Below are 15294 nucleotides of genomic sequence, written 5' to 3'. Positions count from 1 at the left end.
GTTAGCCTGCCACCAACTCGACCTCATAACTGTCCGTGTTGAGCAGGTATGCCGCGTAGTGGTCCGGCCCGCCGGCGTGCGGATACTTCGACTCGAACATCTCGTACCAACCGGCATCCGCCCCGAGTGCCCGGATCCTGTCCACGTTCTCCCGGGTCCCGGCGTGGAAGGCTATGTGGTTGACCCCGGGATCAGTGCGTCGGTGGCTTGTGGCGGTGGTTGCATCAGTCTGCTCCACCACCACATACGTGCCGTCAAGCTTCCAGCTGCACCCCGTGGGCCACTCCTGGAATGGCTCATAACCCAGCTCACCCAGCAGCCAGCCCCACTCTTCCCTTGCCCGGTCAAGGAACGGCACCCAGATCTCAAGATGGTGGATTGACCCCACCGGAACCTCACGCATGCGCCGATTCTACGAGGTCCGCACCCGTTGCACATCGGTTGCGCTCGCCGAGTCGCAACGGGCACACGGGTTCCTACTTCCTGAGCCTGACGCGAACGGCAGCGCCGGCGCACAGGATCACCGCGAGGCCGCCCACCACGGTGGTCCACGTCATCGACTCACCTAGCAGGAGCCCGGCCCAGGCGATGCTCATGACCGGTTGGACAAGCTGGATCTGGCTGACCTGCGCCATGGGTCCGATGGCCAGGCCCCGGTACCAGGCGAAGAAGCCAAGGAACATGCTCACCACTCCCAGGTACGCGAAGGACAACCACTGGACGGGAGTGGCAGAAGGTGCGCCAAAGCCCAGCGATACCACCGTTAGCAGGATCATCACTGGCGCGGCCACCACTAGCGCCCAGGAAATGGTCTGCCATGCACCGAGTTCCCGGGCCAGCAGCCCGCCCTCTGCGTAACCGATGGCGGCAGCCACCACGGCACCCAGCAGCAGAAGGTCCGCCCAGTGAAGCGCACCAAATCCGCCGGACTGAACCAAAGCGAATACCACCGCGGCGATCACGCCCACCACTGTCAGTACCCAGAACAATGGACGAGGATGTTCCCGTCCCCTGATCACCGCTACAGTCGCTGTGGCTGCGGGCAGTAGCGCGATGACCACAGCTCCGTGACTGGCGGAAGTGCTGGTCAACGCGAACGTGGTCAGCAGCGGGAATCCGGCCACGATTCCCCCGGCCACCACGGCAAGGCGAATCCATTGCCGGCCGCGCGGCAACCGTTGTCGAGTCAGCGCGAGGGCAAGGGCCGCGAGGATGGCGGCAACGACTGCCCGGCCAGCACCGATAAACAGGGGTGACATTCCTTCCACAGCCACCCGTGTCAGTGGAACAGTGAAGGAGAAAGCGACGACGCCAAGGAGGCCCCACCAGATACCGGTCGATGTCTTGGTGGATACCACTGGCCGTAAAAGTGTAGTAGCGCTACTATTAGGACTCATGAACAACGATAGCAGTTCCCGAATCGTCTCGCGACTAAAAGAATGGATCGCAGGGGCTGCGCCGGGAGCCAAACTGCCATCTACGCGCCAACTCGTTGCTGAGTACCAGGCCAGCCCCGTCACGGTTCAGAAGGCCCTCAGGACACTCACGGCACAGGGCCTGATTGAGAGTCGGCCCGGCGTTGGAACTTTCGTCCGGGCTTACCGCACGGCCAGGCCCTCTGACTACGGCTGGCAAACAGCAGCCTTGCGGGCAGCCCAAGTCGCGCGTCCACTGACCTCTGGCGCCATGCGGAGCGCTACCAACGACGTCATCGCATTCCATTCCGGATACCCGGACCGCGAACTCCTCCCCGAAAGACTCGTCCGCGCCGCCCTCACACGGGCCGCAAGGGGAGACGCTGCCCTGTCCCGGCCGCCGGCGCAAGGACTTCCCGAACTCCAGACCTGGTTCGCGCAGGAACTCAGTACCTCAACGCCGGTGGGCGTCACGCCGCCCCAGCCGAGCGACGTCGTCGTTCTTCCCGGTAGCCAGAGCGGACTCAGCTCGATTTTCCGAGGTCTGGTGGGGCACGGCCAACCGCTGTTGGTGGAGTCGCCCAGCTACTGGGGTGCGCTGCTGGCGGCGGGCCAGGCGGGCGTCAATGTCATACCTGTTCCGAGCGGCCCGGATGGTCCCGACCCGGAAGAACTGGACCGGGCTTTCGAGGAATCGGGCGCGCGGCTGTTCTACGCGCAGCCCAACTTCGCCAATCCCACGGGAGCGCAGTGGTCGGCCGACCGGGGGGAAGAGGTGCTCCGGATAGTCCAGCGGCACGGAGCTTTCCTTGTGGAGGACGACTGGGCGCACGACTTTGGCATCACCGCGCCGTCGGTCCCGTTCGCCGCCAAAGACGATTCCGGGCATGTGGTCTACATTCGCTCGCTGACCAAGAGCGTCTCGCCGTCCATCCGTGTCGCAGCCGTCATAGCGCGAGGTCCGGCACGCGAACGCATCATGGGGGCGCAGGCCGCCGAGTCGATGTACGTCAGCGGCCTGCTTCAGGCAGCAGCGCTCGACGTCGTCACGCAGCCGGGTTGGCACACGCACCTGCGCGGCCTCAGTCATCAGCTGCAGTCGCGGCGAGATCTGCTGGTCACCAGCCTCCGCGAGCATGTTCCGCAGGCACATCTCAGCCACTTGCCAAAAGGCGGTTTGAACTTGTGGTTGCGGATGCCGGACGGGTTCGACGTCGATCAGCTCACCAAGGATTGCGAAGCGGCCGGGGTGCTCATCGCCTCGGGCACGGAGTGGTTCCCTGCGGAACCGGAAGGGCCATACATCCGGCTCAACTACGCCGGCCCGAATCCGGGCGGTTTTCCGGAAGGTGCACGGATCATTGGCGCGGCGGTGCAGGCCCAGTTGGGGCTTTAACAGCCGTAGCCACCAACCTCAAGAAGAGCGCCTTGAGGTGGTGGCTACGGTGCGCGGCAAGCTGCCGCGAACTAACTGAGTCGCTGCGCAGAAGTTGCAGGCATTGAGTTCCTAAGCGGGAGTCAGGTCCTTGTTGCCTTTGCCGAACACTGTGTCATCAATCGGCTGGCCGTCGAACGGCATCTCGTCCAGGTTGATGAGCGGGTTGGTGTCCTGCGTTGCTACGAGCTCACGTGCCTCGGCCTGGGTGTCCACGCTGGGCATGGAGCCCGGCAGGGGGCGCTGGGCGGATTCACGCAGGAAGTAGATGGCGATTGCGCCCACAACGGACGTGGCCATCAGGTAGTACGCCGGCATCATGTCGTCGCCAGTGCCTTCGATCAGGCCCTGGACGATGAACGGCGTGGTTCCGCCGAAGATCGCAACTGAGAAGTTGTAAGCGATGCCCATTCCGCCATATCGGCTGGACGTCGGGAACAGGGCGGGCAGGGCCGAAGCCAGGTTGGCGATGTAGAACGTCACCGGGAAGGCGATCAGTGCGAGGCCGGCCAGTGTGGACCAGATGTCGCCAATGCCGATCAGCATGAAGGCCGGAATGGCGAAGACGATGGTGCTGCCTGCGCCGATCCACAGCACGGGACGGCGGCCGATGCGGTCGGAGAGCTTACCGGTCAGTGGAATGCAAACAGCCATGATCACCAGGACCGGGATGGTCAGCAGCGTGCCGTGGACGGGGTCGTATCCCTTGGAATCCGTGAGGTACGTGGGCATGTACGACGTCAGGGCGTAACCAACAGTGTTGGCGGCGGCCGCGAGGATCATGGCCAGCACGATCTGGCGCCAGTAAGCCTTGATGATGCCAATGGGTCCCTTGGCGACGGCAGCATCCTGAGATGCCGCGTCCTTGGCAGAGGCTTCCTGGGCGTCCAGGGTTGCCTGGAACTGGGGTGATTCCTCGATCTTGCTACGGAAGTACACGGCAATGAGGCCCAAGGGACCGGCGATCAGGAACGGGATCCTCCAACCCCATTCCTCCATGGCTGCCTGTCCGAGCGTGAGCTGCAGGACCGAAACCAGGGCTGCACCGAGGGCGAAGCCAATGTAGCTGCCCATATCAAGGAAGCTGGCAAAGTAGCCGCGGCGCTTGTCCGGGGCGTACTCGCTAACGAAGGTTGTGGCACCGGCGTATTCGCCACCGGTGGAGAAGCCCTGGACGAGCTTCAGGATCACCAGCAACGCGGCGGCCCAGATGCCGATCTGCGCGTAGCCGGGAAGGAGGCCGACGGCGAACGTACTTGCCGCCATGAGCATCAGTGTTGCTGCGAGGACCTTCTGACGGCCCACCTTGTCGCCAAGCCAACCAAACACGATGCCACCGAGGGGACGCGCGATGAAGGTTGCGGCGAAGGTGCCCAGAAGGAAGAGTGTTTGGACCGACGGGTCTGCTTCGGGCAGGAAGACAGGGCCCATGGTGGTGATGAGGTAGCCGAACACGCCGACGTCGTACCATTCCATGGTGTTGCCGACGATGGTGCCTCCGAGTGCTTTACGTAGCATCGGCTTGTTCACCACGTTGACGTCGGACTCTTTCAGCCGGCGCTTCGGGCGAAGCTTCTTCGTTGCGTTCTTTACTGCATTTGCTGCGTTCGTGGCGGCCGGGGTGGGGCCTGCCAATACCTGGGTCCCGGAGGCGTTCCTTGCGCCATCCGGAGAGACGGTGTTGCTTTGGTCTGTGGGCATTTGGGGTTCTCCTAGGGAGGTCATTTGCTTGCGACTTCTGCTGCCCCGCTCTGGGCAGGCCTTCAATTTTACGGGTTTTTGCACGAAAACCCGAGTTGAGATCCGATTTTTGGGTCATATGAGAGTGCAAATTGCCTAGCTGTGTTGCATCTCATTGCCCGCTCTTGCCCTGCAATCATGCGGATCCGGGCTCATTTTTGCCCTCCGGAGCACGTTGTTACCAAATTGTTTAGCGGAGCCCACTTAACAGGCCGGATTCGGGCCTAAAAGCTGATGGTTTGAGGGGTTACCTTTGCGCAGCGAGCACCACCGTTGCATCCAATTCTTCGTCCGAGGCCACCTCCGCGAGCAACCCCGCCTCGTTCAGGAGCCGGACGGTCCGCGGTGCCTGCTGCTCCGAGGTTTCCATCACGATGGACCCACCCGGCGCCAGCCACTGAGCCGCGCCAAGCGCTAGCCGACGCTGGACATCCAAACCGTCAGCACCGCCGTCGAGCGCTACCCGCGGCTCATGGAGGCGTGCCTCCTGCGGCATCATCGCGATGGACCCCGTTGGAACATAGGGCGCGTTCGCGAGCAGCACGTCCACTTTCCCGCGCAGTTCCCGGGGGAGTGCAGCGTAGAGGTCCCCTTGATGGACGCGGCCGCCACGAGGCTCAACGTTACGGCGCGCGCACCGAACCGCCGCGGGGTCGACGTCCGTCGCGTGCAGTTCGCAGCTCCCCAGGAGATCGTTGAGTGCTGCACCTATCGCCCCGGAACCACAGCAAAGGTCGACGACGACGGCTCCGGGTTTGGTGATCATCGCCGCCACCCGCACCACGAACTCCGTGCGACGGCGCGGCACGAAGACGCCCGGTTCCACGGCGATGCGCGTCCCGCAGAAATCGGCCCACCCCACAATGTGTTCCAAGGGGAGTCCTCGAAGGCGTTGGTCCACCATGTGGGTGAGCTGGTCCGGATGGTGGGCGGCATCGATGAGTAGTCGTGCTTCATCCTCTGCGAAAACGCAGCCGGCGGCACGCAGAGTGGTGGCGATGGATGCTCTCCGGGTCACGTTTGCCATGCTAGCCGAGGATGAATTCTGGTGGAGCAGGAAGAAGCTGCAGGTGAGGGGTTCACAAATCTGCCGGGACTTGGTTAGGGTATGAGGCATGGGAACACTGATTTTTGAGTAGACCGGCCTCTGCCTTAGCGGCACAGCCGAGTTTCACCTGACAAAAATCCACGCCTGTTGAGGCCCTGCCTCCATGCCGTTCCCGTTCTCGACGCCTTTTTCCCGAACCGCAACGACATGGGATACTTGTCTCTTCAGGACTCACACTTTTAGGAGTCCACGTATGACTGCCAACCCTTCCGAAAACAAGAAGACCCCGGCTTCCGGTGGTATCAAGTCCAAACTGACCGACGCCCAGAAGGCCATGCTGGCCAGCAAATCCGGGGGTGGTGCACCGGCCGGCTGGCAGAGCACCGGCAAGGGGCACAAGCCCACCTCCGCCAGCGGCAAGCAGGCTAAGACCGAGAAGAAGGTCCGCTGGTAAAACCTGCGGACAGGCACACTGGAAAGGAAGAACCATGACTGCGAATCACGATTCCGACCGCATCAATCCTGAGGTTGCAAGCCACTTGGTGGAGTCCATGGACATGGCCCCTATGCCCGAACCGACCGCCATCGCCGTTGCACTGGGCGCTGACCAGAGCAGGCAGTGGCCGGACGGTAACGGTAAACGTCGCCACCCGAAGGAACGCGACCAAGCCCACGGCCGCATGGGCCAGGGTGCAGCTGTGACGGCGATCCATAGGACCAGCCGCCCGCAGATGCCACATTCCTCCTAACCGCACCACCCCGTGTAGCCAGCCCAACTAAGTAACAGCAAACGTCCTACTGAACCTTCAATAGAGCGTTATCTGCGACTCAGTTGGGCTGGCTTACGTCGGCAGGGGACTTGTCCGGACGCCAGCCACGCCACACCGGGTGCCGTAGCCGGCCGGGACCCGTCCATTCACCGAAAGTTACCTCGGCCACCAGCTCAGGGCTCACCCACTTGGCGCCCGCAGCATCCTCCCGGGGAATGTCCGCGAAGGGGGAGTCACTCACCACCAGGGGCTCCAATTTCTCCATGACGTCCCGGAGCTGCCAGTCCTTGAACCCGGTGCCCACCCGGCCCACGTAGTGCAGCTTCTCGCCGTCGGGGATGCCCAGCAGCAACGCACCGAAGGTCCCGCCCCTTGCGCCCGCACCGGGACGCCAACCGCCCACCACCACTTCCTGGCTCTGCTCCAGCTTCAGCTTGATCCAGGCCCTGCTGCGGCGACCAATCACATAGCGACTGTCAGCCTTCTTGGCCATGACACCTTCCAAGCCAAGCTCGGCGGCGCTGGTCATGAGGTCCTCTACGTCGTGGTCCAACACCGCTGAAAGATGTAGCGGGCAACCTTTGCGCAGGCGCCCCGCAAACCCGGAGAGTCTTTCGCGGCGCTCTCGGAAGGGCAGCCCGCTCAGGTCCGTGCCGTCGTCGTAAAGAAGGTCGAACAGCATCAGCTGCACCGGAACCGTTGATCGGGCACGTTCGATGTCCGCAGCTTTGACCAGGTTCATCCGGAGCTGCAGCCGCCCGAAATCAGGCCGGGAGCCTTTGCCGAGCGCCACAATTTCGCCATCAGCCACGAAGTCGCCGTCGGGCCAGCATGCGCGGTCCGTCAGTTCGGGATAGGCGGCGGTGAGATCGTTCCCGTTGCGGCTCATGAGCCGGATCTTGCCGTCGGTGCCGGTGATGATCGCCCGGATTCCGTCCCACTTCAGTTCATACAGCCAATCGTCGCCGCGGAGATCGGTGGTGGTTCCGGAGGTGGCGAGCATGGGGGTGTAGTTCGGCATGGGTTGTGGAGACGCCGGAGTGGACTTGGGTGCCACAGCTTTGCTGGCCGCTGCGGTAGCCCGCCGCCCTCCCGGCTGCTCCTTCATAAGGTGGATGAGCCAGTTCTGACCAGTGTTGATGATCGCGAAGCGTTTGGTGCCGCCCAGGCCACCGCCCGGCTCGCCTGTGAGGGTCGCGATTACTTCCTTGCCGTCTCGCCACTTCTCGCAGGTGTACTCGCCACGGTCCCAAATGGTCATGGTCCCGGCCCCGTACTCGCCCTTCGGGATGACGCCCGCGAAGGTGGCGTACTCCATGGGGTGGTCCTCGGTATGGACGGCGAGGTTGTTGCGGTCGGGGGTTTCCGGGATGCCACGCGGCAGCGCCCATGAGGCCAGGACGCCGTTGTGCTCCAGGCGCAGATCCAGGTGGTAGCGGCGGGCGTGGTGCTCCTGGATGACGAAGATGCCTCCCGGCGGCGGAGGGTCGCCGGGCTTCGGTTGCTCCGAGGACGAGGCCCGGGTTGGTGTGGGAGAAACGGCCGACGACGACGGAAACGGCTCCGGGGTCTTGCCCGGATCGCGCATCCCGACGTATTTGGCGAGACGGTTCTCGACCGTCACCACACGCCCACGGGCACCGGAGTCACCCGAAGCAGCACCGTCGTCGTCATTCTCATCCTCGCCGTGCGGCGGCAGGTGCCGGTCGGAGATCGACGCGAAGTGGTCCTTGCCGGTAGCAACCCGCTTCATGACGGCCAAGTAGTCGAGGTGGCCCAGCGAGGGGGAGGCGAGCTCCCGCCAGGTGCGGGGCGCGGCGACTGTAGGGTGGGCTTTTCCGCGCAGCGAGTAGGGGACGATGGTGGTCTTGTTCCCGCTGTTCTGGCTCCAGTCAACCAACACTTTGCCGTGGCGGAGGGACTTCTTCATGTCGCTGACCACCAACTCCGGGTGGTCCGACTCCAAGGCCCGGGCGAGCTCTTTGGCGAAGGCAGACACTTGCTCGGACTTCAAGGTCCCGTCGAGGCCTGTGTAGAGGTGAATGCCTTTGCTGCCGCTAGTGACAGGGACTGGATCCATGCCCATGTCCTGCAAGATGGAGCGGGCCAGCTTGGCCACTTCAACGCACTCGGAAAGTCCGGCCCCCGGCCCGGGGTCAAGGTCCAGAACGAAGCGGTCGGGTCGGAGCGGCTTCCCTGAGGGATCCACTTGCCACTGGGGAACGTGGATCTCCAAGGATGCGATCTGGGCCATCCACGTGAGCGTGGCCAGATTGTTGACCATGGGATACACGTTGGTGTGGTCCGAATGTTGGATGGCGGCACGGGGTATCCATTTGGGCGCGGAGTCCTCGAGGTTCTTTTGGAAGAACACCTGCCCGGGGTCTTCAGCAGTTCCCACTCCGTTGACCCAACGCTTCCGCGTGACGGGCCGATTGGCAGCGGCCGGGATCAGGAAAGGTGCGACGGCGGCGTAGTACCCCAGCACTTCTGCCTTGGTGGTGCCGGTTTCGGGGTAGATGATTTTCCCCAGGTTGGTGAGGGTGAGCTCGTGGCCTTCCACGTTCACCCGCTCCTGTTGCTTGCCTGCCACCTCTTCTCCTCTGCTGTGTTGTGCTGTTGACTGGGTGCATGAGGGCCATATGGAAGGGATCTATCGCGTTCGGTCTGGTCAACGTACCAGTGAAGCTCTACAGTGCCACGGAGGATCACGATATTGGCCTGCACCAAGTCCACAATAAGGACGGCGGGCGCATTCGGTACCAGCGTAAATGCGAAATTTGCAGCGAGGTTGTGGCGTACGAGGATATCGACAAGGCCTACGAAGAAGAAGGCCGCACAGTGGTCCTGACGTCTGCCGAATTGAAATCGTTGCCTGAAGAGAACAGCCGCGAAATTGAGGTGGTGGAGTTTATCCCCGCCGAGCAGTTGGACCCCATCATGTACGAGCGCAGCTATTTCCTGGAGCCGGACTCCAAATCTCCCAAGGCGTACATGCTTCTCCGGCAGACGCTGGAGGACACGGACAGGATCGCCATCGTCCAGTACGCGCTGCGGCAGAAGACCCGTTTGGGGGCGCTGCGGGTGCGTGGGGACGTGCTGTTGCTGCAGGCACTCCTGTGGGGCGATGAGGTCCGCGAGGCCAAGTTCCCGTCGTTGGAGACCGACATCAAGATCTCCGACAAGGAACTGGAGATGTCCTCCGCCCTGGTGGAATCCATGGCGCACGACTTTGACCCCGATGAATATACCGATGACTATCAAGCGCAGCTCCGAACGCTGATCGAGGCCAAATTGGAGAAGGGCGAGGCCCTGGACACCGAGGCCACCTTCGGCGCGGTGGAAGGAGAAGGCGAGGGTGGGGACGTTATCGACCTCATGGAAGCACTCAAGCGCAGCCTGGACAAGAAACGCGGCAAGGAAAAAGCGGACGACGACGCCGCTGCCGCCAGCAAAACTGCCAGCAAACCAAAGGCGCGGGCCAAGAAAAAGGCGTGAACCGGCGTCGGGCGTTAACGGAAAGCAGCGCCAGAAACCTGGCGCTGCTTTCCTGTTGTGTGCCTGGTTCAGCCTTTGACTGACCCCGCAGTAAGTCCCTGGACGATGAACTTGCTGGCAAAGGCGAAGATCACCAGCGTGGGAACAACTGTCAAAACCGCGGCAGCGGACATGGAGCCCCAATCGATGTTGAAGCTGGAGATAAAGCCAGCCAACGCCGTCGGGATGGTCTTGTTGCTGTCGCTGTTCATGAGTGTCACGGACAGGAACAACTCGTTCCAGCAGTTCACGAAGTTGAACACGAAACTCGCCGCTATGCCCGGCAGCATCACCGGAACGATAACCCTGAAAAGCGCACTCAGCCTTGAACAGCCATCAATCATGGCGGCTTCTTCCAAGGCGTCGGGGACGTTCTCGAAGAAGCCACGGAGCATGATGGTGCAGAACGGGATGCAGATGGCGATGTAGATGAGGATCAGGCCGGTCTTGGAATCAACCAAGCCGAAGTCCGTCATCATCAGATACAGCGGGCCCAAGGCAATGAACCCGGGAATCATCTGCGTGATGAGGAACGCACCAAGCACAGCCCCGCGTCCGGAGAACTGGAACCTCGCCAGGACATACGCGGAGAGCAGCGAGATGAGTGTGGCCACCGAGGACGCCACCAGCGCCACCACCAGGCTGTTGAGCATGTACTGGCCGAAGTCCGACTTCGTGAACAGCCCGATGTAGTTGTCCAAGGACAACTGCTTTGGCCAGTAATCCAAGGGCAGCGAATAGATGGCCCCCGGTTCCTTCAGGGAGGTCACCACGATCCAGTACAACGGAAAAACTGTGACGATCAGGCAGAGGCCCAAAAAGACGATCTTTGAAACCCGGCCAATAAGCGTGGGACTGTTGATCATCGGTCTGCCTTTCGAAAGCGGACAGCCATGAGGTAGAAGGCTGCAAAGAGCATGAGGGTGACCATCACGATCAATCCAAGGGCGGACGCCTTGCCGTAGTCGCCTTCCTGGGTAATTTTGATCATGTACGTAGTGATGATGTGGGTTTGGTCCGCCGGCCCGCCGCCGGTCATGGCGAAGATGATGTCCGGGAAATTGAAGATCCAGATCACCCGCAACAGGATGGTCAGCGCCAGTGTCGTGGAGATGCTCGGCAGCGTGATGCTGAAGAATGTCCGCCCCTTGCCCGCGCCATCCAAGGCGGCGGCCTCATACATTTCATCGGACACCGATTGCAGCGCCGCGAGGATCATGATGGCGAAGAAGGTCACGCCATACCAGATATTGGCAATGATGATCGCTGTCATCGCGAATCCGGGATCGGACAGCCACGGAATAGGTGAGCTGATGAGCCCCGCCTTCATCAGGAGGTCATTGACCACACCGAATTCCGCATTGAACATCCACCGGAACAGCATGCCGATGAGGAACCCGGACACAGCCCACGGGAAGAAGATCATGGCCTGGTACGCTCCACGCATCCGGAACCGCCGCTTCAGGAACAGTGCCACCGCGAAGCCGATGACAACCTGCGGAACCAGCGAGCCAACGACCCACACCACCGTATTGCGGACGATCGTGCCGAATTCGGGAGCATCGAACAGGCTCCTGAAGTTCCCAACGCCAACCCAGGACGTATCGGAAAGGTCATTAAGGTTCCAGTTCCGGAACGCCATTTGGCTGCCGGCGATCATGGGGTAGTACGTGAAGATCCCCACGAAAACCGCAGCCGGCGCCAGGAAAGCCAGCAAGGTCAACGCGGTCCGGCCGTTGAACCGTCGCTTGGACGAGCTGCCCCTGCCGGGTTCCGACAGAGCGGCTTTCCGCCCCGAAGGGGGCGGTGCGGCCTGCTTGACGTCGAGAGTCACCGGAAGCTATCCCTTCATCTTTTCGGTCCAGTAGCTGTCCCAACTGGACAGCAGGTCAGCCGTGGACATCTGCCCCGTAAGGACGCGCTGAAGTTCGCCGTCGGCCTTCTTGATCCACTCCGTCCACCAAGAGACACTGCGCGGCTGGATCGCGGAGACGTACGTGTCAGGGTTTTCAGTCATCTTCACGTAGGCCGCCCACGGGCCGGTGCTGTAGAAAGTGTCCTGGGCGGCAGACTTCTGGGTGGGAACCAGGCTGTTGTCCTTGCTGAAGGTTGTGGCAGCGTCTCCCTGCGCCAAGTACTTGATGAGCTTGACTGCCTCGGGCTTGGACTTGGAAGACTCCGCGATACCCCAGCCGGCGGAAGCTACGGGCTGGATCGCCTTGCCGCCCGGTCCCACCAGCAAGGGTGCAACGTTCCATTGGTCCTGCTTGATGGCCTGTGACTCCTTGACGGTGGCGATGACCTCAGGATCCTGCAGCAGGAAGGCCGTGGAACCGTTGCTGAAGCCCTGCACCATTTCCGGATAACCCCACGCCACCGACGACGGCGGGGATCCCTTCTTGAAAAGGTCGATGTAGAGATCCATGGCTTGTTGGGCCTTGGGGGAGGAGAAGATCGTCTTGCCGCTGGTCAGCTTGAAGGCGTTCTCGCGATCGATCTCGTCAGCCACGTAGGCCTCGATGATGGCGACGGCGTTGGAGTTTGCGTTGGTACCGCCGCGGAATGCATAGCCGAACTTGTTCTCGGCGGGTTTGTTAAGTGCTTCGGCCTGCTTCGCCATGTCCTCCCAACTGCTCGGCGGACCGTCGAAACCGGCCTCCTGGACCAGATCCGAACGATAGAACAGGGACAGCCCGTAGAAGCCGTACGGGATGTAGTAGGTCTTGCCATTCTGCTTGGAGTAGGTGACGGCGTTCTCCGTCAGGTTGTTCCAGCCGTCCCAGCCGTCCAGATCCTTTGTCATGTCATACAGCCAGTTGTTGGCACCGAAGGATCCCACTGTGATGTCCCGGGCTTCCACAACATCAATGCCCTTGCCGGATTGGAGCATCTGCTGGATCTTCTGGTCGGCCTGATCAGTGGGCGGTGAAATCAGCTCCACCTTGATGTCGGGGTTTGCTTGCTCAAACCCGGAGATGAGCTTCTTCAGGGTTTCCGTGCGGGTGGGATTGGTGAGGCTTTCCACCATCTTCAGGGTGACCTTGCCGTCGCTGGCCGCCTGGCCTCCTCCACACCCCGCCAGTACAAGAACAGCCGCCAGGCCTGCTGCCGCAGACGCCATAATTCTGGATTTCACGTGGGTCCTCCGTTGATTAGTTTGAGTGATTGCACCGCTTGGGGTGCGGGTGGGGTCTAGAGGGATCGGGCGAGCCGGACGAGTTCCGGAACAGCTCTTTCCGCGAAGATTTCGTAATCCGCGGGGGAGTTATAGAGATGGGCTGAAAGCCGCAGATAACCCTCCCCGTTGAACGTGGTGATGGCTGTTTCGATGTCCAGTTGATCCGAGATATAGCCGCGGACTTTGTGGGAATCTTCGTGGGTTGTGGCGAGGCCCCCCGGCAGGCGGACCAGGCGCAAGGGCCCAACCTCCATGCCAACATCCACTGCCGGGTTCCGGCCGGTCGCAGCAGCAAAGGCTTCGCCGATCAGTGATTGGCCGTAGTCGCAGAGTTCCTCGGCATAGCTGCGGAAAGCCGCCCAGCCATAACGGTCTTCTATGGTGTCGAATGCCGTTCGCGCCGCCATCCACGAGGTAACGTCCTGCGTGCCGACGTGGTCGAAGTTCTCCGGGAAACGGTAAGGAAAGCCCCAAGAGTCAATCAGTGGTTCCAGCCCCTGAGCCTGTGGTCCCCGCGCCACCAACGCTGCGGTTCCCCTGGGCGCGCAGGCAAATTTGTGGAGATTGCCAACCCAGAACCCTTCAATGTCCGGCACAGGGAACTCCAACACACCGGGTGCATGTGCTGCGTCCACCAGCACGGGCACGCCCACGAGGGAAGCCGCGCGGGCGATCTCCTGCACAGGAAAGGCGCGGGCAGTTGCCGAGGTGATCTGGTCAACCACAATGAGGGCCGTTCTGGGAGTTACTTGGGCCATGACCCGTGTGCAGACCTCGTCCGCATCCGCCGCGAGCGGGATTTCCGCGATCCGGACCTGCCCGCCGACCCGCCGGGCCACCCGCTCTGCGCCCTGCAACACAGCACCGTAGGCGTGATTGGTGGTCACAATCTCGTCGCCGGGTGCGAAGAGCAGCGAGTTGTACACGGCACTAACACCCGCGCTGGCGTTGGTGACAAGGGCCAGGTGTTGGGGGTCGACGTTGAGGAATTCCGCGATCTCCTTTCTCGCCGTGGCTACCAGCTCGAACTGGCCCATGAACCAAGGGCAGGGGTTTTGGTCCATGAGCTCTTTGAGCTTCCGTTGCTGCACTTGGGCTGCCCGGGGAACGGACCCGTATGAACCGTGGTTGAGGTGGACCTTGGACGGTATAAGGCTCCAGTCAGCCATTGCGGGGTGGCCCTCTGGGGTCAACATCGGGCGGGGGACTGTCAGGGGTGCTGGAAACACGGCGTCCTTCGTCGGCGGGATGAGTCAACGCTCTGTAAGTTACATCACAGGCCATGATGAGACAACGGACAATTCCAAATAGTCATAAGATGACTTTGGTATTGAGAGGGCCTTTTGACCGCAGAACTCCCGCATGTTCGTGGCAAAGGTACGATCTCTTGATTCAAGAGGCATGACAATGATTCACTTCAACCGTACTGAACGCCCAGTGCGGTAGCGTGATACGGACATCTAAAGGAGGCGACGTACTTGGGTGCTGTCGAGACGGCTATGCAGGGCCTGAGGAACAAGATTGCCTCTGGTGAACTCGCGGCGGGGCAAAAGTGCCCACCCGAGGCCGAGCTCTCCGCTCAGCTGGGCGTATCGAGGAGCTCCCTGAGGGAGGCGGTGCGAGCCATGTCTGCCCTGGGCGTCATGGAATCACGGCACGGTTCGGGGACCTATGTATCCTCGCTTGAGCCGACAGTCATCCTCCAGAATTTCGCCCTCCTGGTGGATTTGCTTCCGCTCGACGGACTGCTGGAACTCTTTGAGATCCGCAGGCTCATGGAATCCCATGCTGCCGCCGTCGCGGCGGCGAATGCCACGCCGGAGGTCCTGGACACGCTGACGGGGCTCGTAAAAAGTATGGAGGCCACGGACAGTCCCTCCGAGTACTCTGAACTGGATTCACGATTCCACGAGGAGATCTGCCGTGCGAGTGGCAACTCGACCCTTGCGGCGCTTGTTAGCCTTTTCCGTTCCCGGGGTGGACATTTCCGTATCTTCGACGGTGAAGAGGGGGTTGAAGTGCGCGAAGGCAGCACAGTAGGCCATAGTGCGATCGTGGACGCGATCGCCCGCAAGGATCCAACGCTGGCGGCCACTGCAGCAGCCTCGCATATTGCCCAGAGTGAGGCCTGGTTGAAGAAACTGCGGCCGGCCCCCCGGCTCCAGGATTAA

14 protein-coding genes are annotated in these 15294 nt (G+C 61.8%); 5 read left to right on the top strand and 9 right to left on the bottom strand.

From position 1 onward, the window contains the following. Position 1: 1 nt before the first annotated feature. Positions 2-403 carry a VOC family protein gene (locus tag ACZ881_RS06755; protein ID WP_476113519.1) on the bottom strand — a complete coding sequence of 134 codons (402 nt, stop codon included), beginning with the start codon at positions 401-403 and terminating at the stop codon, positions 2-4. 73 nt (positions 404-476) lie between these two features. Continuing rightward, positions 477-1397, bottom strand: a complete 921-nt coding sequence (locus ACZ881_RS06750) for a DMT family transporter (RefSeq protein WP_091464685.1) — start codon at positions 1395-1397, stop codon at positions 477-479. On the opposite strand from ACZ881_RS06750, the gene ACZ881_RS06745 reads away from it, so the two are divergent. After that, positions 1396-2811 carry an aminotransferase-like domain-containing protein gene (locus ACZ881_RS06745; protein WP_476113515.1) on the top strand — a complete coding sequence of 472 codons (1416 nt, stop codon included), beginning with the start codon at positions 1396-1398 and terminating at the stop codon, positions 2809-2811. The two genes, ACZ881_RS06750 and ACZ881_RS06745, sit on opposite strands and share 2 nt — an antisense overlap. Before the next feature lie 111 nt (positions 2812-2922). Here ACZ881_RS06745 and ACZ881_RS06740 read toward each other — a convergent pair whose 3' ends face one another. Both ACZ881_RS06740 and ACZ881_RS06735 read right to left on the bottom strand, forming a co-directional pair. Then, entirely contained in the window at positions 2923-4551 is a 1629-nt protein-coding gene (locus ACZ881_RS06740) for an MFS transporter (protein WP_091464689.1), read from the bottom strand. A 286-nt stretch (positions 4552-4837) separates the two neighbouring features. Further along, positions 4838-5707, bottom strand: a complete 870-nt coding sequence (locus ACZ881_RS06735; RefSeq protein WP_476113512.1) for a putative protein N(5)-glutamine methyltransferase — start codon at positions 5705-5707, stop codon at positions 4838-4840. 184 nt (positions 5708-5891) lie between these two features. Here ACZ881_RS06735 and ACZ881_RS06730 point away from each other — a divergent pair, with 184 nt between their 5' ends. Together ACZ881_RS06730 and ACZ881_RS06725 are read left to right on the top strand one after the other, a co-directional pair. Beyond that, positions 5892-6092: a hypothetical protein gene (locus tag ACZ881_RS06730; RefSeq protein WP_043469623.1), complete on the top strand. Its 201-nt coding sequence runs from the start codon at positions 5892-5894 to the stop codon at positions 6090-6092. Positions 6093-6126: 34 nt separating this feature from the next. After that, positions 6127-6387, top strand: a complete 261-nt coding sequence (locus ACZ881_RS06725; protein WP_054809225.1) for a hypothetical protein — start codon at positions 6127-6129, stop codon at positions 6385-6387. A gap of 79 nt (positions 6388-6466) precedes the next feature. Here the strand turns inward: ACZ881_RS06725 and ACZ881_RS06720 are convergent, their stop codons facing one another. Further along, on the bottom strand, positions 6467-9001 hold the full coding sequence (locus ACZ881_RS06720; RefSeq protein WP_476113508.1) for an ATP-dependent DNA ligase: 2535 nt from the start codon (positions 8999-9001) through the stop codon (positions 6467-6469). A 38-nt stretch (positions 9002-9039) separates the two neighbouring features. Between ACZ881_RS06720 and ku the strand changes: the two genes are divergently transcribed. Next, a complete protein-coding gene (ku, locus tag ACZ881_RS06715; RefSeq protein WP_091464695.1) occupies positions 9040-9906 on the top strand; it encodes a non-homologous end joining protein Ku in 867 nt (288 codons plus the stop codon). Between the two features lie 68 nt (positions 9907-9974). Here ku and ACZ881_RS06710 read toward each other — a convergent pair whose 3' ends face one another. The 4 genes from ACZ881_RS06710 to ACZ881_RS06695 are packed head-to-tail and all read right to left on the bottom strand — an operon-like array spanning position 9975 to position 14292. Then, complete coding sequence (locus tag ACZ881_RS06710; RefSeq protein WP_017197094.1) at positions 9975-10811, bottom strand: carbohydrate ABC transporter permease; 837 nt, start codon at positions 10809-10811, stop codon at positions 9975-9977. Further along, the gene (locus ACZ881_RS06705) at positions 10808-11779 is read right to left on the bottom strand and encodes a carbohydrate ABC transporter permease (protein WP_476113504.1); all 972 of its coding nucleotides are present in this window, start codon (positions 11777-11779) and stop codon (positions 10808-10810) included. Before ACZ881_RS06705 ends, ACZ881_RS06710 begins: the two co-directional genes overlap by 4 nt. A 6-nt stretch (positions 11780-11785) precedes the next feature. After that, on the bottom strand, positions 11786-13081 hold the full coding sequence (locus ACZ881_RS06700; protein WP_476113501.1) for an ABC transporter substrate-binding protein: 1296 nt from the start codon (positions 13079-13081) through the stop codon (positions 11786-11788). Positions 13082-13137: 56 nt separating this feature from the next. Further along, positions 13138-14292 (bottom strand): aminotransferase class V-fold PLP-dependent enzyme, encoded by a 1155-nt coding sequence (locus ACZ881_RS06695; RefSeq protein ID WP_476113499.1) that lies wholly within the window; start codon positions 14290-14292, stop codon positions 13138-13140. A gap of 309 nt (positions 14293-14601) precedes the next feature. Here ACZ881_RS06695 and ACZ881_RS06690 point away from each other — a divergent pair, with 309 nt between their 5' ends. Next, positions 14602-15294, top strand: a complete 693-nt coding sequence (locus tag ACZ881_RS06690) for a FadR/GntR family transcriptional regulator (RefSeq protein ID WP_476113497.1) — start codon at positions 14602-14604, stop codon at positions 15292-15294.

It is taken from the genome of Paenarthrobacter sp. TE3676 (genome assembly GCF_056279165.1).
Note: the sequence above shows the minus strand (reverse complement) of the source record. Positions and strands in the feature narration are given on the sequence as shown.